The 22364-nt window shown below is 55.9% G+C and carries 21 protein-coding genes; 10 read left to right on the top strand and 11 right to left on the bottom strand.

Annotated elements, in window-relative coordinates:
* Positions 1-217: 217 nt before the first annotated feature.
* Genes modA through modC form a run of 3 tightly spaced genes read left to right on the top strand, consistent with a single transcriptional unit; the run spans position 218 to position 2736 of the window.
* On the top strand, positions 218-949 hold the full coding sequence (gene modA, locus AC5DB9_RS14965) for a molybdate ABC transporter substrate-binding protein (RefSeq protein ID WP_272993143.1): 732 nt from the start codon (positions 218-220) through the stop codon (positions 947-949).
* A 2-nt stretch (positions 950-951) separates the two neighbouring features.
* Positions 952-1653 carry a molybdate ABC transporter permease subunit gene (gene modB / locus AC5DB9_RS14960; protein WP_272993146.1) on the top strand — a complete coding sequence of 234 codons (702 nt, stop codon included), beginning with the start codon at positions 952-954 and terminating at the stop codon, positions 1651-1653.
* The gene (gene modC, locus AC5DB9_RS14955; protein ID WP_272993150.1) at positions 1654-2736 is read left to right on the top strand and encodes a molybdenum ABC transporter ATP-binding protein; all 1083 of its coding nucleotides are present in this window, start codon (positions 1654-1656) and stop codon (positions 2734-2736) included.
* Positions 2737-2784: 48 nt separating this feature from the next.
* Here the strand turns inward: modC and AC5DB9_RS14950 are convergent, their stop codons facing one another.
* Positions 2785-3156, bottom strand: coding sequence for a nuclear transport factor 2 family protein (locus tag AC5DB9_RS14950; protein WP_022957164.1), 372 nt, complete (start codon positions 3154-3156; stop codon positions 2785-2787).
* A gap of 206 nt (positions 3157-3362) precedes the next feature.
* Between AC5DB9_RS14950 and AC5DB9_RS14945 the strand changes: the two genes are divergently transcribed.
* Entirely contained in the window at positions 3363-5483 is a 2121-nt protein-coding gene (locus tag AC5DB9_RS14945) for a carboxy terminal-processing peptidase (protein ID WP_335985497.1), read from the top strand.
* An 18-nt stretch (positions 5484-5501) separates the two neighbouring features.
* Here AC5DB9_RS14945 and gorA read toward each other — a convergent pair whose 3' ends face one another.
* The 7 genes from gorA to AC5DB9_RS14910 are packed head-to-tail and all read right to left on the bottom strand — an operon-like array spanning position 5502 to position 14267.
* Complete coding sequence (gorA, locus tag AC5DB9_RS14940) at positions 5502-6854, bottom strand: glutathione-disulfide reductase (RefSeq protein ID WP_272993156.1); 1353 nt, start codon at positions 6852-6854, stop codon at positions 5502-5504.
* Positions 6855-6871: 17 nt separating this feature from the next.
* On the bottom strand, positions 6872-8275 hold the full coding sequence (cysG, locus tag AC5DB9_RS14935) for a siroheme synthase CysG (protein WP_272993159.1): 1404 nt from the start codon (positions 8273-8275) through the stop codon (positions 6872-6874).
* Between the two features lie 4 nt (positions 8276-8279).
* Positions 8280-9587 carry a serine--tRNA ligase gene (gene serS / locus AC5DB9_RS14930; RefSeq protein ID WP_272993162.1) on the bottom strand — a complete coding sequence of 436 codons (1308 nt, stop codon included), beginning with the start codon at positions 9585-9587 and terminating at the stop codon, positions 8280-8282.
* Positions 9588-9620: 33 nt separating this feature from the next.
* Complete coding sequence (crcB, locus tag AC5DB9_RS14925; RefSeq protein ID WP_028968010.1) at positions 9621-9992, bottom strand: fluoride efflux transporter CrcB; 372 nt, start codon at positions 9990-9992, stop codon at positions 9621-9623.
* Between the two features lie 46 nt (positions 9993-10038).
* The gene (locus tag AC5DB9_RS14920) at positions 10039-11304 is read right to left on the bottom strand and encodes a replication-associated recombination protein A (RefSeq protein ID WP_272993164.1); all 1266 of its coding nucleotides are present in this window, start codon (positions 11302-11304) and stop codon (positions 10039-10041) included.
* Between the two features lie 29 nt (positions 11305-11333).
* Complete coding sequence (gene lolA, locus AC5DB9_RS14915) at positions 11334-11933, bottom strand: outer membrane lipoprotein periplasmic chaperone LolA (protein ID WP_272993165.1); 600 nt, start codon at positions 11931-11933, stop codon at positions 11334-11336.
* Positions 11934-11942: 9 nt separating this feature from the next.
* Entirely contained in the window at positions 11943-14267 is a 2325-nt protein-coding gene (locus AC5DB9_RS14910) for a DNA translocase FtsK (RefSeq protein ID WP_022957158.1), read from the bottom strand.
* A 208-nt stretch (positions 14268-14475) separates the two neighbouring features.
* Here AC5DB9_RS14910 and trxB point away from each other — a divergent pair, with 208 nt between their 5' ends.
* From trxB to infA, 4 genes are all read left to right on the top strand, one after another.
* Positions 14476-15426 carry a thioredoxin-disulfide reductase gene (gene trxB / locus AC5DB9_RS14905; RefSeq protein WP_272993169.1) on the top strand — a complete coding sequence of 317 codons (951 nt, stop codon included), beginning with the start codon at positions 14476-14478 and terminating at the stop codon, positions 15424-15426.
* Between the two features lie 18 nt (positions 15427-15444).
* Positions 15445-16176, top strand: coding sequence for a leucyl/phenylalanyl-tRNA--protein transferase (gene aat / locus AC5DB9_RS14900; protein WP_272993171.1), 732 nt, complete (start codon positions 15445-15447; stop codon positions 16174-16176).
* Positions 16166-16870 (top strand): arginyltransferase, encoded by a 705-nt coding sequence (locus AC5DB9_RS14895; RefSeq protein WP_272993173.1) that lies wholly within the window; start codon positions 16166-16168, stop codon positions 16868-16870. Before aat ends, AC5DB9_RS14895 begins: the two co-directional genes overlap by 11 nt.
* A 115-nt stretch (positions 16871-16985) precedes the next feature.
* Entirely contained in the window at positions 16986-17204 is a 219-nt protein-coding gene (infA, locus tag AC5DB9_RS14890; protein ID WP_022957154.1) for a translation initiation factor IF-1, read from the top strand.
* 31 nt (positions 17205-17235) lie between these two features.
* Here the strand turns inward: infA and clpA are convergent, their stop codons facing one another.
* Both clpA and clpS read right to left on the bottom strand, forming a co-directional pair.
* Positions 17236-19512: an ATP-dependent Clp protease ATP-binding subunit ClpA gene (clpA, locus tag AC5DB9_RS14885; protein WP_272993185.1), complete on the bottom strand. Its 2277-nt coding sequence runs from the start codon at positions 19510-19512 to the stop codon at positions 17236-17238.
* A gap of 54 nt (positions 19513-19566) precedes the next feature.
* Entirely contained in the window at positions 19567-19914 is a 348-nt protein-coding gene (gene clpS, locus AC5DB9_RS14880; protein WP_272993188.1) for an ATP-dependent Clp protease adapter ClpS, read from the bottom strand.
* A gap of 192 nt (positions 19915-20106) precedes the next feature.
* On the opposite strand from clpS, the gene AC5DB9_RS14875 reads away from it, so the two are divergent.
* On the top strand, positions 20107-20334 hold the full coding sequence (locus AC5DB9_RS14875) for a cold-shock protein (protein WP_272993191.1): 228 nt from the start codon (positions 20107-20109) through the stop codon (positions 20332-20334).
* A 129-nt stretch (positions 20335-20463) separates the two neighbouring features.
* Here AC5DB9_RS14875 and icd read toward each other — a convergent pair whose 3' ends face one another.
* Positions 20464-21720, bottom strand: a complete 1257-nt coding sequence (gene icd / locus AC5DB9_RS14870) for an NADP-dependent isocitrate dehydrogenase (protein WP_022957150.1) — start codon at positions 21718-21720, stop codon at positions 20464-20466.
* Between the two features lie 184 nt (positions 21721-21904).
* Between icd and AC5DB9_RS14865 the strand changes: the two genes are divergently transcribed.
* Positions 21905-22364 (top strand): pseudouridine synthase (locus tag AC5DB9_RS14865; RefSeq protein ID WP_491732072.1); only part of this gene is annotated, 460 nt, incomplete at its 3' end.

Raw genomic sequence — 22364 nt, 5'->3', positions numbered from 1 at the left:
ATATAAACGAACGGCAGAAGCCCTTTTCTTTGCCCCGGGGCCTGCGGAGCAATGTTGCGTGATACAATTTTGGCGGTAGCGGTCTGCTTAGGCTTGAAAACCAAGTTGAAAAATCTATTATTTTCAGCTTGTTAGCTTTCTGGCGGTTGTTCAGTGTGCGTAGCTGCTCTACCGTAAAACGCAGGCTGATTTTTTCTTTGTTCGGAGCACCTTGTCGTTGTCCAGATTCTTGTTCTGCTTATCCCTATGGCTGCTCGGGACCGTCGCTCAGGCTCATGCGGAGCTTCGCCTCGCCGTTGCGGCAAATTTCGCTGACACCCTTGAGGCACTGGCTGCGGATTACCAGGCGAGCACGGGTGACAAGGTTACCGTGGTTCGCGGCTCGTCGGGCAAGCTGTACGCGCAGATTGTTCAGGGCGCGCCCTTTGATATTTTCTTTTCGGCGGACGCTGACCGCCCCAAAGCACTGGAAGCCAAAGGGCTGATCGCCACTGGCAGTCGCCAGCCCTATGCGCTGGGTCAACTGGTGTTGTGGCCAGCCGGGCCGACCCCTGAAGACGCACTCAAGGAGTTTGCTTACGGCCGTTTTTCCATCGCGAACCCGCGACTGGCGCCCTATGGCAAAGCCGCGATGGAAGTCCTGACGAAACTAGCGATTTTGGATAAGGCCCAGCCAAGGCTGGTTCGCGGTGAGAATATCAGTCAGGCCTATCAGTACGTCTACAGCGGCAATGCGGAAGCGGGCTTGCTGGCACGCTCTCAAATGCGGAATGATGACGATTTCTGGGAGGTTCCGACGAATTGGTATGCGCCAATCGAACAGCAGCGCGTGGTGATGAAAAACAGCAAGCTGCAGCGCGCCGCTGAGCAGTTTTTGGCGTTTATGCAAACTGAAGAGGCAGAAGCGCGCATTTTGAGCGCGGGTTACCGCCTTCCGGGAGCGCACTGAGAGTGACGACGGGCTTCCTGAATGCCGCAGATCTCAGCGCTCTATTGCTGACGCTCAAGTTGGCGGCAATCGTCACGATACTGCTGCTCGTGATTGGCATTCCTCTCGCCTGGTGGCTGTGCCGCAGTCGTTCGTGGTTGCGGCAGCCTATTGCTGCCCTGATTACCCTGCCCTTGATCCTTCCGCCGACGGTTTTGGGTTTCTACCTGCTGCTGGCGATGGGGCCCGAGGGTCCGCTCGGGGCGTTGACTGAACTGCTGGGAATGCAAAGCCTGGCATTCAGCTTTTCCGGATTGGTTGTTGGTTCCCTCTTTTACTCCCTGCCCTTTGTTGTGCAGCCCCTTCAAAATGCGATGGAATCGGTGGGTCAGCGGCCGCTGGATGTGGCGGCGACGCTTGGCGCGGGACCATTAGACCGGTTTTTTACCGTGTTACTGCCCCTGTGCCGTCCGGGCATTATCACCGCCACGGTATTGGGTTTTGCCCATACGCTGGGTGAATTCGGGGTGGTGCTGATGATTGGGGGAAATATTCCCGGGGCGACACAGGTGTTGTCGGTACAGCTATATGAGCACGTTGAGGCCTTGGATTATGGAAGTGCCCATCGTTTGGCGGCAATCATGTTGCTGCTGTCGTTCGGGATGATGCTGGTGTTGCAGTATTTGCGGCGGGACGATCGCAGCTCGCGATTGCTGGGGTTCTGAATGGCGATGGGCAAACTGGACGTCAATCTCCAGCTCCAGCGGGGCTCCCGTGAGGATTTCCAGCTGAATCTGGCGCTGCCTATACCCACTACTGGCGTGACTGGCATCTTCGGACCGTCGGGATCAGGTAAAACCACCTTGCTGCGCTGTATTGCCGGGCTGGAGTCGCAAGTCAGTGGCGCAATTTCCTTCAATGGCCAGACATGGCTGGACGAGCGGCAACATCTGCCCTGCCACCAGCGGCCTATTGCCTATGTGTTTCAGGAAGCCAGCCTGTTTCCCCACCTGAATGTTGCGGGTAACCTGCGCTATGCCCAGAAGCGGGCCCGTGACTCTGGGCCCGATCTGGATACAGTCGTGGAGCTGCTGGGCCTGGCTCCCCTCCTCCAGCGTCAGCCAGATCGGCTGTCGGGCGGCGAGCGCCAACGCGTGGCAATTGCCCGGGCACTGCTGGCCGCGCCCCAGTTGTTGTTGATGGATGAACCCCTATCCGGTCTCGACCCGGCGCGCAAAGCTGAGATTCTTCCCTATCTGGAAACGCTTTGCCGGGACTCGGCCATCCCGATTCTCTATGTCAGTCACTCTCTCGATGAAATCTGCCGTCTTGCCGACCATCTGGTACTGATGGATAGCGGCCGAGCTGTCGCGCAGGGGCCGCTCTCTGACATGCTGATTCAGGAGCGGCACCGCCTGGGAGAAAAAGACGAAGTTTCTGCCGTCATCGACGCCGATTTGGTCGCGCGCGATACGCAGTGGCACTTGATGCAATGTGCTTTTGATGGCGGCGCATTGTGGGTGCGCGACAGCGGCGATGCCATCGGCAGCCGCCTGCGTTTGAGGATTCGGGCGCAGGATGTGAGTTTGAGCTTGGCGCAGCCCCAGGACAGCAGCATTGTGAATATCCTGCCCTGCCAGATTTGCGCCATTCACGATGACTTTGCCGAGGCAATGCAGATTGTCGAATTAGCGCTGGGTCAGCAGCAGTTACTGGCTCGCCTCACCCGGCGCAGCGTGCATAGTCTGGCGTTGCGTGCAGGGATGTCTGTCTACGCGCAGCTCAAGTCAGTCGCCATTATTCGTTGATAGAAGAAGGGATTGTCGTTGGCCCCGCAAGGCAGGGCCGGCAGGCGTTCAGGGGGTGCTGGCGTTTTCCGGTCCCCAAAATGCTTTCATGGCAACCACTTTGTTGTCATCGTTAAAGGTAAACTGGTCGATGATTTCCAGGCGCATTTCGCCGTTGCCGGGGTTCAGCTCCACAATGAAGGGAAAAACGGCGTGGTTGGCGGCCAGTCGGACGGCACCGTCCATGCGTGCACTGATCCCGGAACTAAATGCGGTTTTGTAAAATCCAAGAATAGCGTCTTTACCAACGACCGGCGTGCTGCCAACGGGGTCTTCTAGGCTGGCATCATCCGTATAAAGGGCGTCGATGGCGGTGAGATCATGCTCACTCAGTGCTTTGATATAGGCCTCTACTGCGGCCACCTTCGGGTTTTTGCTCACTCGCGGGCTCCATTTATTGTGCTGGTGTAGATATTTTGAGTGTAACGCGGTATACCGATACTGAACATCATCCGTAGCAGTGAAATAACAAGCAATTCGCCCAATGCTGCCTTGGGCAGCGTATTGATCAGGAGCGAGCTACTGCGGAGTAAAGCAGGTTTTATATGTATTTATTGAAACGATCCACCTCTTCATTCACTCGCCGAGTGTTCACAACCCTGGCCCTGGTATTGCTGCTGTTGCCCTCGGCGCAGGCGCTTACCGAGCTGTCACCAGACGGCGATCAGCGCGGCGCGATGAAAGAGATGCTGCAGCGTCTCGAACGCGGTCATTACGTCAAACTCGAGGTCGATGACAGCGCGTCATCACAATTGCTGGATTCCTATCTCGCCGACCTGGATCCGAATCGTCAGTTCTTCCTGAAAAGCGATATTGATGAGTTCGAGCGCTACCGCGAACGCCTTGATGACGAACTGAAGAAAGGCCGCGTGGATGCCGGCTTTACCATTTTCAATCGCTATCGCCAGCGCATTGTTGAACGGCTGGAGAAAACGATAGCCAGCCTCGACAAGACAGTCCCAAGTTTCGACTTCAGCAAGGATGAGAACATCCTGCTGGATCGCTCGGAGCAGCCTTGGCCCAAAAATCAGCAAGAAGCCGACGAAATATGGCGAAAGCAGCTTAAAAACCGCGTTCTTGGGCTCAAATTAGCAGGCAAGGAAGACAAAGATATTGTCGAGTTGCTGCAGAAACGCTTCCGCAACCAGGTCAAACGGCTTGAGCAGCTCGAATCGGAAGACGCGTTCCAGATGTATGCCAACGCCTTTGCTTCGCTGTACGACCCCCACACGGATTACTTCTCCCCTCGCCTGTCTGAAAATTTTCAGATCAATATGAGCCTGAAGCTGGAAGGCATTGGCGCCGTGCTGCAGATGGAGGACGACTACACCAAGATTGTTCGGCTGGTACCGGCGGGCCCTGCGGATAAGCAAGGTCAACTGCAGCCGGCTGACCGCATCGTTGGGGTCGCTCAGGGGAAGAAAGGTGAGATGCAGGATGTGATCGGCTGGCGTCTGGATGACGTGGTTGACCTGATTCGCGGTCCCAGCGGCTCCTTCGTGCGCTTGGACGTCATTCCAGCCATTGCGCACAGCGATGAAGAGCGCAAGGAAATCGTGATCGAGCGCAATGAGGTGAAGCTCGAAGAGCAAAGTGCCAAAGGCGAAATCATCGAGATCAAAGATGCCGACGGCGAGACGCGAAAGATTGGTGTCATCAATATTCCAACCTTTTACCTCGACTTTGATGCCTTCCGCATGGGAGACCCGGACTTCCGCAGCACGACCCGGGATGTCCACCGTATTCTTGGCGAGCTGTTGGTTGACGGCGCAGAAGGGATTGTCATCGATCTGCGCGATAACGGCGGCGGCTCGCTGGCCGAGGCCAATGGCTTGGTCGGCCTGTTTATTGAAAGCGGTCCGACTGTGCAGATTCGCCAGTCGAATTCGCGGGTGATTCGCGAAGGCAAGCGTCGCAGCTCCCCCTACTACACCGGCCCGCTGGCTGTGCTGATCAACCGGATGAGCGCTTCGGCTTCAGAGATTTTTGCGGGCGCCATTCAGGATTATCAGCGTGGAATCGTGATTGGCACCCAGTCTTTTGGTAAAGGGACGGTGCAATCCGTTAACCCGCTCAGCCACGGGCAGCTAAAAATGACGGAGTCCAAGTTCTATCGGATTTCGGGTGACAGCACCCAGAATCGCGGCGTCATTCCCGATATTGCCTTCCCGCCGCTCTACGACAAGGAGCAGATCGGTGAGAGCATTTTGGACAATGCCATGGCCTGGGACCGTATCGCCGAGGCGCGCCATCGTTATTACTATGACCTTCGCTCCGGCCTGCCCGCCTTGGAAAACAAGCACGCTTCCCGTATTGCCAAGGACCCGGACTTCCGCTTCCTCACCGAACAGCTTGCCGCCATCGATAAATATCGCGACCGCAAAGAGCTGTCACTGAATATGGCGGTTCGCAAGAAAGAGCGTGAGGAGCAGAAAGCCCTGCAACTGGCGATGGAGAACCGCCGCCGTGTGGCTAAGGGCGAAGAGCCTCTGGAGGTACTGGAAGGCGACGGTGAAGAGGGACTGGAAATTCCCGATGACTTGGTTGTGAGTCCTAAAATGGACAGCAGTCAGGACAGTGATACCGTTGCTGACAAGGATGACAAAGAGAAGAAGGAAAAGGTCGACCCCTTACTCAATGAGGCTGGCCACATTCTCGTCGATGCAATGCCCTACTTTCAGCCCGAGCAATTGGCCGGGCGCCCATAAGTAAGGACGGAAGCCAGCTTAGCGGCTGGCTTCCCGCATAGTGACAAACTCTTCCGCAACCGTGGGGTGAATGCCGATCGTACTGTCAAAGACCGCTTTTGTTGCGCCCGCCTTAATGGCAACGGCAAAGCCCTGAATCACTTCTCCCGCATCATCGCCGAGCATATGTGCGCCTACCACACGGTCGCTGGCGACATCGACAATCAGTTTAAGGAAAACCTTGGAGGGATTTTCAGTCAGCGTGTGTTTCAGGTGTCGGAACTGCGAGGTAAACACGCGAATATCGCCAAAGGTTTCCCGCGCTTGCTCTTCGCTGTAGCCCACGGTGCCGATATTGGGCTGACAGAAAATAGCCGTGGGAATGTAGCTGTAATCCATGGCTTGGTCTTGATCGCCGTATAGGCGGCGTACCAGGTTCATGGCTTCGGCCAGCGCGATGGGCGTCAACTCCATTCCGCCGGTGACATCGCCCAAGGCGTAGATAGCAGGGTCCTGGGTCTGAAACTCCGGAGAGACCTCGATAAAGCCCTTATCGTTGAGTGTGACCTGGGTATTCTCAAGCCCCAGGCCCTCAACCAGCGCGTTGCGTCCGGTCGCATACATCACCAAACCGGTGTTCAGCGTGTCGCCGTGCTGGAGTTTGACCTGGTAGCCCTGCTCGGTTTTGATAATGGCGCTAACATCCTCGTTAAAGCGCAAATCAACGCCTCGCTGACGCATTTCTTCGGCGAGATGTCCGCGAATTTCTTCATCGAAACCGCGTAAAAACAAGTCTCTGCGGTAGATCTGCGTGACCTTGACGCCGAGTCCATTCAAAATCCCCGCAAACTCTGTGGCGATATAGCCACCGCCGACGACGGTGGCGTGCTCGGGCAGTTCGTCGAGATAAAACAATTCATTGGAACTGATCACGTGCTCCCGACCTTCAACGTCGGGAATGAAAGGCCAACTCCCCACGGCGACCAGAATACGCTCGGCGCTGTAGGTATTGCCTTCTACCTCCACACGATGGCTGTCGACAAAGCGGGCGTGACCATTAATGATTTGAACGTCGGCATTGCGCAGCAAGTTGCCGTAAATGCCGTTCAGACGCTCTATTTCACGGGTCTTGTTGTCACGCAGGCGTGCCCAGTTCAGGGGCTGGTGTTCAACATCCCAGCCGAAACTGGCCGCATCGTGGAAATTCTCGGTGAAGTGGGCCGCATAACTGAACAGTTTTTTGGGAACACAACCTACATTGACACAGGTGCCGCCCAGCGCGCGGGACTCTGCAACAGCCACCTTGGCACCCATGCCCGCCGCCATACGGGCCGCTCGCACACCGCCGCTGCCTGCGCCGATGACCAGTAAGTCGTAATCGTAGTCTGTCACGCTGTTCTCCAAGCTGTTTACGTGTCCAGGTCACCCTGTTGTTCGTACCACGCCAGTTTTTCCCTCAGGCTCACCACTTCGCCAACAATAATCAGTGTCGGCGCCTGTACCGGGTGCTGCTCAAGGGTTTTCACCATGGTGGCCAAGGTCGCAGTGACCACTTTCTGATTAGCCGTTGTCCCCTGCTGAATAATGGCAATCGGCGTATCCGGGCTGCGGCCATGGGCTATCAACTGCTCGCAGATCACCGGCAGGCCAATCAGTCCCATATAAAAGACCACGGTTTGCTGATTATGTACCAGCTCTGCCCACGGCAGGTTAATGCTGTTGTCTTTCAGGTGCCCGGTGACAAAGCGAACAGACTGCGCGTAATCGCGATGAGTAAGCGGGATACCCGCATAGCTTGCACAGCCCGCTGCCGCCGTTACGCCTGGCACGACCTGAAAGGGAATACGATGCTCGGCCAGTTCCTGTATTTCTTCGCCACCACGGCCGAAAATAAAGGGATCACCGCCCTTCAGCCGCGCCACCTTGCGCCCCTGGCTGGCGTACTGGACCAGAAGCTGGTTGATATCCTGCTGGGGCACAGCGTGATTTGACCGCGCTTTGCCAACGAATACGCGCTCTGCGTCTTTCCGGCAGAGTTCGACAATTTCCGGCGCCACCAGCCGGTCATAGAGTACGACATCGGCCTTTTGCAACAGGCGCAGTGCTTTGAAGGTCATCAGATCCGGGTCGCCGGGCCCCGCCCCAATCAAATACACTTCCCCACCCGGTGCGGGCTCCGCCTTGCCGATCAGTTCGCGCAGCATATCGGCGGCCGTGTCTGACTTACCGGCATACACCATTTCAGCGACCGGGCCATCGAGTGTTTGCTCCCAGAAGGCCCGTCGCTCTTCGATATCACCGAAACGCTGCTTGACCGCATCGCGAAACTGGCCAACCAGATCTGCCAGACGGCCATAGGCAGCGGGAATGCTCGATTCAAGCTTTGAGCGGATCATCCGCGCGAGTACCGGGCTCTTCCCACCACTGCTGACGGCGACCACAATCGGCGAGCGATCGATGATGGCAGGCAAGATAACGCTGCAAAGCTCAGGACAATCGACCACGTTCACCGGAATCTGCAGTTGCCCACAGTCTTCCGATACGCGCTGATTCAGGCTGCGATCATCGGTAGCCGCGATACAGAGAAAGACCTTATCCAGCGTTTCCGGGGTATAGACGTCCTGAAGGCTCTCGGCGGCGGCGCCACTGTCAGCAAGCAATGCCTGCAGCTCAGGGAGAATATCGGGTGCAACCACCCGAAGTGTCGCGCCGGCCTTGTGTAACAACCTCGCTTTGCGCAGCGCGACCTCGCCGCCGCCCACGATCAGACAAACCTGTCCCTCTAAGCGGGTGAACAGTGGCAGAAAATCCACCGTTTCAGCCCAGCTCGCCGGGTTTCAGGCAGTCAATGCCGCCCATATAGGGTCGAAGTGCCTGGGGTATCGCAACACTGCCATCTTCCTGTTGCCCGTTTTCCAGCAAAGCAACCAGCGTGCGCCCGACCGCCAGGCCAGAACCATTGAGAGTATGGAGTAATTCCGGCTTGCCGGTTTCAGGGTTGCGCCAGCGCGCCATCATGCGGCGGGCCTGGAAATCGCCGAAGTTACTGCAGGAAGAGATTTCGCGATAGTTGTTTTGGGCAGGCAGCCAGACTTCCAGGTCGTAGGTTTTACGCGCAGAAAAGCCAAGGTCACCGCCACATAGCAAGACTTTGCGGTATGGCAGTTCCAGTTTTTGCAGAATCGCTTCCGCATGACCGGTCAGCGCCTCAAGTGCCGCCTCAGACTGTTCCGGGCGCACAAACTGTACTAGCTCGACTTTCTCAAACTGATGCTGACGGATCATGCCGCGCGTGTCGCGACCGTAGCTGCCGGCCTCTGAACGGAAACACGGGGTGTGTGCGGCAAATTTCAGTCCCTCTCCCAACTCGGCAGCGTCGATTATCTCGTCGCGCATGATATTGGTCACCGGCACCTCTGCCGTGGGGATCAGGTAGTACTCCGCATCACCTTGAAGGCGGAACAGGTCTTCCTCAAACTTCGGCAGTTGTCCGGTGCCGCGAAGGGAGTCGCTGTTCACGATGTAGGGCACATAAACTTCCTGATAGCCGTGCTCACCACAGTGGGTGTTCAGCATGAACTGGATCAGAGCGCGGTGCAGTCTCGCAATACCGCCCCGCATGACTGCAAAACGGCTGCCGGTGATTTTGCTGGCGGTGTCGAAATCCAAACCACCCAGACGGGCACCGACGTCGACATGGTCGCTGACCTCAAAGCTGAATTGAGCGGGCTCGCCCCAGCGGGAAATTTCCCGGTTATCGGCTTCGTCTTTGCCCTCGGGGACTTCGTCTGCCGGAATATTGGGTACTGCCATCAACAGGCTGTCGAGCGCATCGTTGGCCGCTTTGGCGTCCTGCTTCAGGCTTTCCAGCTGGGATTCAATTTTGGCCAGCGTCTCATTAACTTGGGCTTTGGCCTCCTCCACCGGCACACCGCTTTTTACCAGTTCGCCGATCTGCTTGGAGGCTTGCTTACGCTGTGCCAGTAATTCCTGACTGTCGATGTCTGCCTGCTTGCGGCGACTGTCTAACTGCTGAAAGGTCTCAACACCGAAGTCAAAACCTTTCTTTTTCAAGGCGGCTGCCACGGCGTCCGGCTCCTGGCGAAGCTGCTTGATATCCAACATTATTAATACTCTCCAAGACTTTGAAAATAATAGCTATCTTGTTGCAATTATGCCCAGCCAACAGGCCAGCACACACAGGCTGAGTGACGCCAGCATATAGCTGAATGCCAGAACAATACGCCCCGACTCCAGCATGGCGACAGCCTCCAATGAAAATGTAGAAAACGTCGTAAAGGCCCCGAAGAATCCCACCATAAGGACATAGCGCCAATCGGTGTGCACACTGCCTCGTTCGGTAATCAGCACATAGGCGACGCCTATCAGCGCCGAGCCGACGATATTAACGGCGAAGGTGCCTATCGGCCAAGACAGAGAAGGGAACCAGCTTTGGCAAAGACGGCCAACGCCGTAACGGCTGAGTGCACCGCCCGCGCCGCCGAGTGCGATCAGAAGATATTGCAGCACGGAGTCTTCCTTCACGGTTAAAACGGGCATTCTAGCAAGAGTTGGACTAGGAATAACGCTTGTTTGGGCTGTCGGCATCTAGTTGTTGCAGATAGCGCAGCTTTTCGCCGATTTTCTTCTCCAGTCCACGGTCAACCGGATGATAAAACGTCTCGGCGTGAAGGGCTTCAGGCAGATAGTTCTCCCCGGCCGCATAGCCGCCGGGCTCGTCATGGGCATAGCGATAGCCCTCGCCGAAACCCTGGCCTTTCATCATTTTGGTCGGCGCATTGCGCAGGTGCATGGGTACGTCGTAGCTTGGGTCCTGAGCAATACGCTTTTTCAAGGCATTGAATGCGGTGTACACCGCATTGCTCTTGGGGGCCGCGGCAAGATAGCTGACCGCCTGCGCCAGCGCCAACTCCCCTTCCGGGCTGCCCAGTCGCTCCTGCACATCCCAGGCGTCAAGGCATAGTCGCAGTGCCCGCGGATCTGCGTTGCCAATGTCTTCACTGGCCATGCGCACTAACCGCCGGGCGATATAAATAGGGTCGCAGCCGCCGTCGAGCATGCGCAGCAGCCAGTAGAGCGCCCCATCCGGGGAACTGCCTCGAACAGATTTGTGCAGCGCGGAAATCTGTTCGTAGAAAAGATCGCCGCCTTTGTCGAAACGTCGTGGCTGATGACTGAGGGCCTGATCGATAGCGTTCTGCCCGATTTCACGATTATCGCGGTCTTCGTCGCGGGCGACGTCCATCGCCAGTTCCAGCAGATTCAGGGCTCTTCGGGCATCGCCATCAGCCTGTCGGGCCAGCATCTCCAGCAACACAGGCTCGCACTGCCAGCCTTCCTCTGCGCAGGCATGCTGGAGGATGTCCAGCAGTTCATCAGTGTCCAGCGCCCGCAGCGGATACACCCTGGCCCGAGACAACAGTGCATTATTGATTTCAAAGCTGGGGTTTTCGGTGGTGGCACCGACAAAGATCAGCGTGCCATCTTCCACGTAGGGCAAAAACGCATCTTGCTGGGCTTTGTTGAAACGGTGGACTTCGTCTATAAACAGCACTGTGCGTCGCCCGTAGCGCTGTTCCTGCTGTGCGACCTCCACAGCCTTGCGGATATCCTTCACACCGGCCAGCACCGCCGACAGGCTGAGGAAATGTGCGTCGCTGTGCTGGGCAATCAGCCGCGCCAAGGTGGTTTTACCCACACCGGGCGGGCCCCAGAAGATCATTGAGTGCAGCTGCCCGGCGTCCAGTGCGCGGCGCAGGGCCTGCCCCTCTCCCAGGAGATGCTGCTGCCCCCGGTAATCGGCGAGGCTGGCCGGCCGCATTCGGGCCGCCAGAGGTGCCTGCGTGCCCGTCATTGAGACAGGCTGGCCTCGTTGAAGCGGAAGTCTCCGGCGGGAATCGCCTTGTTGTAACGCGGTGAGGTCAGCCGGATTTCCGTGCGCTGTGCCAGATTATCCAGCATCGCCATGCCGACCAGCTTTCCCTTGTTAAAACGCAGCGTCATTTGCGAAAACATTTCCGGGCTTCGTGGTTTCAGAATGAATTCGCGTTGGGCCCCTTGCTTGTTCATGGCGACCTCGAAGCGAGATTCCAGCTCGGCAATGCTCGCCCCGATAATCAGTGCGGGGGTTTGCGCCAATTCAGGCGAGAAGGCCTCGGTGTTGAGCTGCTCCAGATCGGCATCGTAGCGCCACAGGGTTTCGCCATCGCTGATAAGCAGATAGTGAAACGGCTCGCGACTTTCCCAACGCAGTTTGTTCGGGCGCTCAACCATCAGTTCGCCGCGGCTTTGCTGAAGCAACGTCCCGTCTTCATCGAAAACGTCCTGTTCAAAGTCCGCTTGCAGGGTTTTCAGCGACGAAAGCTGAAGGTGAAGCTGCGCAACATCTCCAGCAAGCGCCGGAGCAATATTGAGCAGGCAGACCAAGAAGCAGAAAGCGAGTTTGCGCATAAGCGCTCCTTATTCGGGGGGCGGCGGTGCAATGACTTCTCGGCTGCCATTGCTGGCCATTTCCGAGACCACACCGGCCGCTTCCATGGTTTCAATCAATCGGGCAGCGCGGTTGTAGCCGATGCGCAACTTGCGCTGTACCGAGGAAATGGAGGCACGACGGCTCTGGGTAACAAATCGTACGGCTTCGTCGTAAAGCGCGTCGGATTCGCCAGCATCGTCGCCACCTTCCGGCGGCATACCGGGCATCGCATCGGTGCTGCTACCCTCTTCCAACAAGCCGTCGATATATTGTGGCTCGCCACGTTTTTGCCAGTCTGCTACCACCCGGTGAACCTCTTCGTCGCTGACAAAGGCGCCGTGAACACGTACCGGCAAGCCAGAGCCCGGGGGCAGGTAGAGCATGTCACCGTGACCCAGCAACTGCTCAGCACCGCCCTGATCCAGGATGGTCCGCGAGTCAATTTTCGAAGACACCTGGAAGGCAATGCGCGTAGGCACGTTGGCTTTGATCAGGCCGGTGATAACATCCACCGATGGGCGCTGCGTGGCGAGGATCAGGTGTATACCCGCAGCTCGCGCCTTCTGGGCGATACGGGCGATAAGCTCTTCGACCTTCTTACCGACAATCATCATCATGTCGGCAAATTCATCAATCACCACCACAATGGCCGGCAGTGACTCAAGGTCAGGCGCTTCCGCCTCTTCCAAGCCAGCCTGGAAATGCTCATCGGGGACGAACAGCGGATCTTTAATCGGATTGCCGGACTGGGCGGCTTCTTTCACTTTGCGGTTGAAACCTGCGAGATTACGCACCCCCATCGCCGACATCAGCTTGTAGCGCCGTTCCATTTCAGCCACACACCAGCGCAGACCATTGGCTGCGTCTTTCATGTCGGTGATAACCGGCGTCAACAGATGCGGAATGCCGTCATACACAGACAGCTCCAGCATTTTCGGGTCGACCAACAGCAAGCGCACTTCCTCGGGAGACGATTTGTACAGCAAGCTTATCAACATGGCATTAACGCCAACTGACTTACCGGAGCCGGTCGTACCGGCAACCAGCAAATGCGGCATTTTCGCGAGGTCGGCACAGACCGGCTCACCGGCAATGTCATGACCGAGAGCCAGTGTCAGCGCCGATTTGGAAGATTCAAACGCCTCAGAAGACAGCACATCGCGAAAATTGACGATTTCACGGTCTTCGTTGGGAATTTCGATACCCACATAAGGCTTGCCCGGAATGACCTCCACAACCCGCACGCTGACTACGGCAAGCGAACGGGCGAGGTCTTTCACGAGGTTACTGATTTTACTGACTTTCACCCCGGCATCGGGCTCAAGTTCGAAACGGGTAATGACCGGACCAGGAAAGACCGCAATCACTTTTGCCGACACACCGAAGTCGAGCAGCTTGAGCTCCAGCAGGCGCGACATCGCCTCCAGAGTTTCTGGCGAAAACCCCTTGTCGGAGTGGCGATCTGGCGCATCAAGCAGTGACAGCGACGGCAGGCTGCCGCTGACAAGCCCATCGAACAGTGAGGTTTGCTTTTCCTTTTCCACCCGGGCCGATTTGGCCACCGGCTTGGGCGGCGGCGCGATCTCTGGCGCAATCCGGGTCTTTTGAATTTCGTTCTTCTTGGCAACAGAGTCTTTGCGCTGTTGCTGCGCGGCCTTGGAAGCCTTGCGCTCAATACGTCGCTGCTGGAACTGATAAAAAGCATCCTGCAAGCGGTCATAGACATTGAGGGTCATTTCCCCCAAGCGGTCGATTAACTTCAACCAGGAAAGATCGGTGAAGATCGTCATGCCGAAGAGCAAGATCGCCAGCAATAGCAGATGACTGCCGAAGTAGCTGAACGAGGCCACAGTTGCCTGACCAATCGCTTCGCCCAATACGCCCCCGGTACCGAACGGCAGCAAGCTGCCTCCATGATCTTCGGTGGCGGCCAGCCCGGTGCTGGCGATCATCACCAGCACAAAACCGATACTGCGCAGAGCGAAGACAACGGAGTCAAAGCCGCCCGGATGCAGGCGATGTTGAAAGAGTTTGGCGGCCCGGAAAGCCAGCATTGCCGGAAACAGATACGCCATGTAACCGAACAGCGCGTAGAACACATCCGCCAGCCAAGCGCCAACCGGTCCGCCTGCGTTGTGAATGCCCTCGCCCGCGCCGGTTCGCGACCAGCCCGGATCAGCGGGGTCGTAGCTGACCAGCGACACAAAGATATAAACACAGACTGCAACCAAGGCGATAAGCAGCCCCTCGCGCAGGCGTAGTTGCAGGGTGTCACGGTGTTCGCTGTGTTTTGCCGAAGTGGATTTTGCCAAGGGAAATCGGCTTCCTCTGAATTTTGCGTACTGACGATGCGAAAGGCATTGAAAATGCCAAATGTGGGCCCAATATTAGCACTTCTATCAAGAGCTTGTCGCCGTTACGGCTTTTGCCGATGTGGCCGGATTACCCTATGATAGACGCCTGTTATCAGTCACTCGGGATTGCACAGAGTTCAATCCCCAATCAGGGAATATTACCTCCATGAGCGATGTTCAGCACCACCGTTTAATTATTCTCGGCTCCGGACCGGCGGGCTACACGGCCGCGGTTTATGCCGCCCGTGCCAACCTGAACCCGGTTGTTATCACCGGCATGCAGCAAGGTGGGCAGTTGACCACAACGACTGACGTTGATAACTGGCCTGGCGACCAGAATGGTGTTCAAGGACCAGAGCTGATGATGCGTATGCAAGAGCACGCGGAGCGCTTCGAAACCCAAGTGGTCTTTGATCATATCGAGTCCGTCGATCTGAAAAATCGCCCCTTCACATTGAAAGGCAGCAACACCTACACCTGCGACGCACTGATTATTGCTACCGGCGCCTCTGCACAGTATCTGGGACTGCCCTCGGAAGAAGCTTTTATGGGCAAAGGCGTTTCTGCCTGCGCAACCTGTGATGGGTTTTTCTATCGCGGCAAGAAAGTCGCGGTTATCGGCGGCGGTAATACGGCGGTTGAGGAAGCCCTCTACCTGTCCAACATCGCCTCGGAAGTGACGCTGGTGCATCGTCGCGACGCCCTGCGTTCAGAGAAAATCCTACAGGACAAGCTGCTGGAACGCGCCGAGAACGGCAATGTGAATATTCTCTGGAATCACACATTGGATGAGGTGTTGGGCGATGATTCCGGCGTTACCGGCCTGCGCCTGGCAAGTACCAAAGATGACAGCACCCAGGAGCTCGACGTTGCCGGGGTCTTTATCGCCATTGGCCACAAGCCCAACACCGATATTTTTGATGGCCAGCTTGAGATGGCCAACGGCTATCTGAAAATTGCCAGCGGCACCGAAGGCAATGCGACCCAGACCAGTATCGAAGGCGTCTTTGCAGCCGGGGATGTGGCCGATCACATCTACCGCCAGGCAGTCACCTCTGCCGGTTTTGGCTGTATGGCAGCGCTGGATGCTGAGCGTTATCTCGACGACCTGGCATAACGGAGTCTGTCAGCAGTAATGCCCAGTATTCCCTGGCTGGATGAGCGTTCGCTGCAATTCCCAGACATCGATAATGCCCTAGATGCCCCCAACGGCCTGCTGGCCGTTGGGGGCGACCTCTCTCCCGAACGTTTGCTGACCGCCTACCAGCACGGGATTTTCCCTTGGTACGAAGACCCCCAACCCTTGCTCTGGTGGTCACCCCAGCCGCGAGCGGTCCTGTTTCCTGAAAAATTGCACTGCAGCCGCAGCCTTCGCAAGCAAATGCGCAAAGCCTCTTATCGCGTCAGCGCCGATAGCTGCTTTGCGCGGGTACTTGATGAATGTGCAGCAACCAGTCCCAAGCGTCCCGGCACCTGGATTACGCAAGACATGCGCCGTGCATACAACCGCATGCATGAGCTGGGCTGGGCGCACTCCATTGAAGTCCATCTGGACGACGAGCTGGTGGGCGGCTTGTACGGTTTGGCGTTGGGGCAAGTATTTTTCGGCGAATCCATGTTCAGCCGTGGGCCGAGCGGATCCAAAATTGCGCTGATTGCGCTGTGTGCCGAATTGCTTTCTCGAAACTTCAAAGTCATTGACTGCCAGGTCGGCAATGACTACCTCTACAGTATGGGCGCCGAGCTGATTCCTCGGGCGCAGTTCAAAACCCTACTGGAACACTATGCTCAGCCGCATGAGGATCAGCGCGGGCACTGGACATTGGGCGACGAAAGCAAGCAAAAGGTCAGCGGTAATGACGGATAAAACACAGCCCCGCTTTTACAAAACCACGCCCCACCCTTGCAGTTATTTCGATGATCGCGAGGCACAAACACTGTTTGTCGATCCAGAAGCGGATGTCTCTGGCGAGCTGTACACGCAGCTATCGAGAGCGGGCTTTCGGCGAAGCGGCAACCACTATTACCGTCCGCACTGCGAGAATTGTCAGGCCTGCGTGCCTTGTCGCGTTCCTGTTGCTGACTTCCAGTTTCGACGCAGTCACCGGCGGGTATTGCAGCGTAATAACGATCTGGATGTCATCTGGCGAACGCAGCCCGCCGCTGACGCCTACTCACTGTACGAGCGCTACATAACGCTTCGCCATGCCGATGGCGACATGTACCCGCCTACGCGGGAACAGTTCGACAGTTTTATCGCCGATTGCCGGGAAGATACCGCTTTTCTGCATTTTTATAGAGAAAACACGCTGATGGCCGTAGCAGTATGCGACCAGATGGGCGATGGTCTGTCCGCGATGTACACATTTTTTGCGCCGGAGGAAGAACAGCGAAGCTTGGGAAAACTGGCGATCCTGGCGCAGATTCAGGCTTGCCAGCAAAAGCAGCTGCCGTATCTCTACCTGGGATATTGGATTCGAGACTGCCAGAAAATGCGCTATAAAACGGATTATCGACCGATCGAACTGTTAATTAGTCGCCGCTGGCTACGGCTGAAATAAAGCAAATTGCCTAATTCTGCTAATTCAGGCAAAATGCGCGCTGCTTTTAAGGCCGTACTGGGCCACTTTCCTGCGATTCTATCGTAAAACCACTATCTTTGAGGGTTACTGCCGAATGGCGAAAGAAGACCAGATTGAAATGGAAGGTGAGGTTATCGATACCCTGCCGAACACCACGTTCCGGGTACGCCTGGAAAATGGTCACGTAGTTACCGCACACATCTCCGGTAAAATGCGCAAACACTACATCCGCATTCTGACGGGTGACAAGGTAAAAGTTGAGCTGACCCCTTACGATTTGACCAAGGGTCGCATCACCTTCCGCGGTCGTTAATTCTTTCGGCGACCGCTGACGAGAGGCCTTTTCAGGCCTCTTCTGTCATCTCCCTCTCCGCTTCAGCTTCCAGCGTTAAGGTATCTCCGGAGCCATCCACACCAATGTGGACAGTGCCGCCGCTATGCTCGAGCGCACCAAACAGCACCATCTCAGCCAGTGGCTTTTTGATGTGCTCCTGGATCACTCTGGCCATCGGCCGCGCACCCATGGTTTTGTCATAACCTTTTTTCACCAACCAGCGTCGAGCGGCATCATCGACATCCAGCACCACTTTTTTGTCGTCGAGCTGGGATTGCAGTTCGACCAGGAACTTGTCGACCACTGTCAGTACGACATCTTCTTCCAGTGGCGCAAAGTTGATGACGCTGTCCAGGCGGTTGCGGAATTCCGGCGTAAACAGACGATTAATTGCCTCGCTGGCATCGGTATGGTGATCCTGCTCAGTGAAACCAATAGAGCGGCGGCTAATACTTTCTGCCCCGGCATTGGTTGTCATCACCAGAATCACATTGCGGAAGTCGGCTTTACGACCGTTGTTGTCAGTCAGTGAACCGTGGTCCATCACCTGCAGAAGCAGGTTAAACAACTCGGGATGGGCTTTCTCGATTTCGTCGAGCAACACCACTGAGTGCGGGTGCTTGGTCACCGCGTCTGTCAGCAGGCCGCCCTGATCAAAGCCGACATAACCCGGAGGCGCGCCGATCAGCCTTGATACCGTGTGCCGCTCCATGTACTCCGACATATCGAAGCGCACCAACTCAAGTCCCATGATTTTTGCGAGCTGGCGACATACTTCAGTCTTGCCGACCCCGGTCGGGCCAGCCAGCAGGAAGGAACCAATCGGTTTGTCACCGGATTTCAGTCCCGCCCGTGCCAGTTTGATCGCCGCGCTCAGCTCGGTAATCGCCTGGTCTTGACCAAACACCACCATTCTGAGGTTGTCTTCGAGCTTCGCGAGAGAAGCCTTGTCATCGGACGAAACACTTTTTGGAGGAATCCGCGCAATCTTGGCGACGATGGCCTCGATTTCAGGCACATCAATCACTTCAGCGCGGCTTTCTTCAGGCTGCAGTCGCTGATACGCGCCGGCTTCATCAATGACGTCAATGGCCTTGTCGGGCAGGAAGCGATCGCTGATGTAACGGGCCGACAATTCCGCGGCTGTGCGCAGTGCTGCATCGGTATATTTCAGCTCATGGTGCCCTTCAAAGCGCGATTTCAAGCCTTTGAGGATATGGAAGGTATCTTCCACGCTGGGCTCGCCCACATCCACTTTCTGGAAGCGGCGGCTCAGGGCGCGATCTTTTTCAAAGATACCGCGATATTCCTGGAACGTTGTCGAGCCAATGCAGCGCAATTGACCACTGCTCAGCAGCGGCTTCAGCAGGTTCGAGGCATCCATCACGCCGCCCGACGCCGCACCGGCACCGATAATGGTATGGATTTCATCGATAAACAGGATGGCGCCTTCACGCTTTTTCAAATCTGCCAACAGGCCTTTGAGCCGTTTCTCAAAGTCGCCCCGGTATTTGGTCCCCGCCAACAAGGCGCCCATATCCAGAGAGTAGACCACACTGTCTTCCAGCACGCTGGGGACTTCGCCGTCGACAATACGCTTGGCCAGACCTTCGGCGATCGCGGTTTTCCCCACGCCGGACTCACCCACCAGCAGAGGGTTGTTCTTGCGGCGGCGGCTGAGGATTTGAGCGACGCGCTCCACTTCTTCGGCACGGCCAATCAAGGGATCGATACGGCCAGCTTTCGCTTCTTCGTTCAAATTAGTGGAGTAACTTTCCAGCGGGCGCTGCTCGGGATCTCCGCCCTCGCCTTCCTGTTCGCCGTGTTGCTCGTGCTCATTCTCGGCACCGGATACTTTTGAGATGCCGTGGGTGATGTAGTTGACGACATCGAGGCGATTGACGCTCTGCGATTTGAGGAAGTACACCGCCTGGCTTTCCTGCTCACTGAAAATCGCGACCAGCACGTTGGCGCCGGTGACCTCCTGCTTGCCAGAGGACTGTACGTGAAACACTGCACGCTGCAGGACGCGTTGAAAGCCTAGCGTCGGCTGCGTGTCGCGTTCGACGTCATCATCGGGAATTCGGGGAGTGGTGGCGTCAACAAATTCGTTGAGCTCGCCTTTCAGCTGATTGAGATCAGCGCCGCAGGCCAGCAACACTTTTACTGCGGCTTCGTTGTCGGCCAGCGCCAACAACAGGTGTTCCACCGTCATGAATTCGTGACGGCGACTACGGGCCGATTTGAATGCCTGGCTGAGCGTGGTTTCCAGATCTTTACTCAACATAGCCTGCTACGCCTTCTGTTGCTGCTTGGGGATACTGCTGTGTACGTGTCGGGGTCAGCCTTCGTTCTCCTCAATTTCTGCGAGCAGCGGGTGGCCGCTTTCCCGAGCGTACTGATTTACCTGTTCTGCCTTGGTTTCGGCAATATCGCGGGTGAATACACCGCAAACACCTTTACCCTGGGTATGGACGGTCAGCATAACTTGCGTCGCACGCTGTCTATCCATGTAGAAGAAATCTTCCAGCACTTCTACTACAAACTCCATGGGGGTGTAGTCATCGTTTAACAAGACCACTTTGTACATGGAAGGCTTTTTGAGCTCCGGCTTCGATTCCTGTACGGCCGTGCCGCCTTGGTAATCCGGATGCTCTTCTTCACCTGCCCTTACGATACTGTTCAACATAGATGTCTGTTTACCTGAGCTTATCACTGCGCAGAGCCCTCACAATAGGGGTAATCACCAAGGATTTTTGCTGGAAACCGCAGCTTGACGACAAGGACTCTGTAATTTAAAAATGGGCATTAGCTCGCAGATTACAAGCGGGAGCGTGCTAAATTTAACGATAACTATAACGAGAAATCAGGGTGTAAAGCTATGCAAAATGGTGTTGTAAAGTGGTTCAATAACGCCAAAGGTTACGGGTTTATTCTCAGCGAAGACGGCGGTGATGAAATTTTCGCCCACTACTCCGCGATTACCATGGAAGGCTACAAAACGCTCAAGGCCGGGCAGAGCGTCAGCTTTGACGCTGAGCAGGGCCCCAAGGGTCTGCATGCTGTTAACATCCTTGCCGCAGGCGATAGTTCCGATACAGAACAATAAGTTACGGCGAACTTCTTATGCGGTGATGAAGTTATCTCGCCGCAGTAGAGTCTTGCCTGTTGCCTGAGTTAGTGACGAAAGCATAAAAAAGGCCAGCATATGCTGGCCTTTTTAGTTCACTGCTTTTTATCAGTTCATGTGCTTGATGATGGCATCACCAAACTCTGAACATTTCAGCAGGGTTGCACCGTCCATCAGGCGCTCGAAGTCGTAAGTAACGGTCTTCGCCTGAATCGCGCCGTTCATACCATCGATAACGAGGTCTGCGGCTTCGTTCCAGCCCAGGTGTCGCAGCATCATTTCCGCAGACAAGATCAGTGAGCCGGGGTTCACTTTGTCCTGCCCTGTGTACTTCGGTGCAGTGCCGTGGGTGGCTTCAAACAGGGCTACGTTGTCACTCAGGTTGGCACCTGGAGCAATGCCGATACCGCCAACCTGTGCCGCCAGCGCGTCTGACAGGTAGTCACCGTTCAGATTGAGAGTAGCAATAACGCTGTACTCGTCAGGGCGCAACAGTACCTGCTGCAGCATCGCGTCGGCAATCACATCTTTAATGATGATTTCTTTACCGGTGTTCGGGTTCTTCATTTTCACCCATGGGCCGCCATCCAGCAGCTCACCACCGAACTCTTCCATTGCCAGCTCGTAGCCCCAGTTTTTGAAGGAGCCTTCGGTGAACTTCATGATGTTGCCTTTGTGCACCAGAGTCAGTGACGGCAGGTCTTGATCAATGGTGTACTGAATGGCTTTACGAACCAGGCGCTTGGTGCCTTCTTCTGACACGGGCTTGATGCCGATGCCGCAGTTCTGTGGGAAACGGATTTTAGTAACACCCATTTCTTCCTGCAGGAAGTCGATAACCTTGTCGGCTTCCGGGCTGCCCGCTTGCCACTCGATACCGGCATAGATGTCTTCCGAGTTCTCGCGGAAAATAACCATGTTGGTCTTGTTGGGTTCTTTAACCGGTGAGGGTACACCTTCGAACCAGCGAACTGGACGCTGACATACGTAAAGATCCAGCTCTTGGCGCAGGGCCACGTTCAGCGAGCGGAAACCGCCACCAACTGGGGTAGTCAGGGGGCCTTTGATCGCGACAACGTATTCTTTGATCGCGTCGAGAGTTTCTGCCGGGAACCAGTCGCCGTCGTACAGCTCAGCGGCTTTCTCGCCAGTGTAAATCTCCATCCAGCTGATTTTTTTGCTGCCGGCATAGGCTTTCTCAACGGCTGCATTCACAACGTTGATCATGACCGGAGTGATGTCGATCCCGATGCCATCACCTTCGATAAAAGGAATAATTGGCCGATCGGGTACATTCAGGGAAAGATCCGCATTAACGGAGATTTTCTCACCCTCTGCAGGTACCTTGATATGTTGGTATCCCATTTTTGACTCCATGGTTTTTAGGTTAGTATCTGAGCTCGTTAGATGGCGGCAACAAGGCAGGGTCACTGCACAAAATCTGTGTCGCCATTCCTGGTCAGCGAGCATTTTAAAGCCAGGCTTTATCCAAAAAGCGCTGCATTATACCACTTTATAGTCGAATTTCTTCCATGAATGATAGTTTCGCGTGACAGAGCTGATTCTCTTCAATAAACCCTTCCAGGTCATGAGCCAGTTTTCCGCTCATGACGCGCGCGCAACCTTGGCCGACTTCATTGACCTGCCCGGCGTTTACCCGGCAGGCAGACTCGACTATGACTCAGAGGGGCTGATGATCCTGACGGACGACGGCAAACTTCAGCACCGTATCAGCCACCCGCGACACAAGCTTAGCAAAACCTACTTGGTTCAGGTCGAGGGCCAGATCAATAAAAATGCAGTTCGCCAACTGTGCCAGGGAGTCGAGTTAAAAGACGGTCTGACGAAGCCCGCAGCAGCGGCATTGATGGACGAACCGGACGATTTATGGCCCCGCGATCCACCTATACGTTATCGGGCAAACATTCCCACCAGCTGGCTGTCACTCACTATTAGCGAGGGACGAAATCGACAGGTCAGGCGGATGACCGCAGCGGTAGGCTTCCCAA

The sequence above is a fragment of the Spongiibacter sp. genome (genome assembly GCF_984394615.1).
Note: the sequence above shows the minus strand (reverse complement) of the source record. Positions and strands in the feature narration are given on the sequence as shown.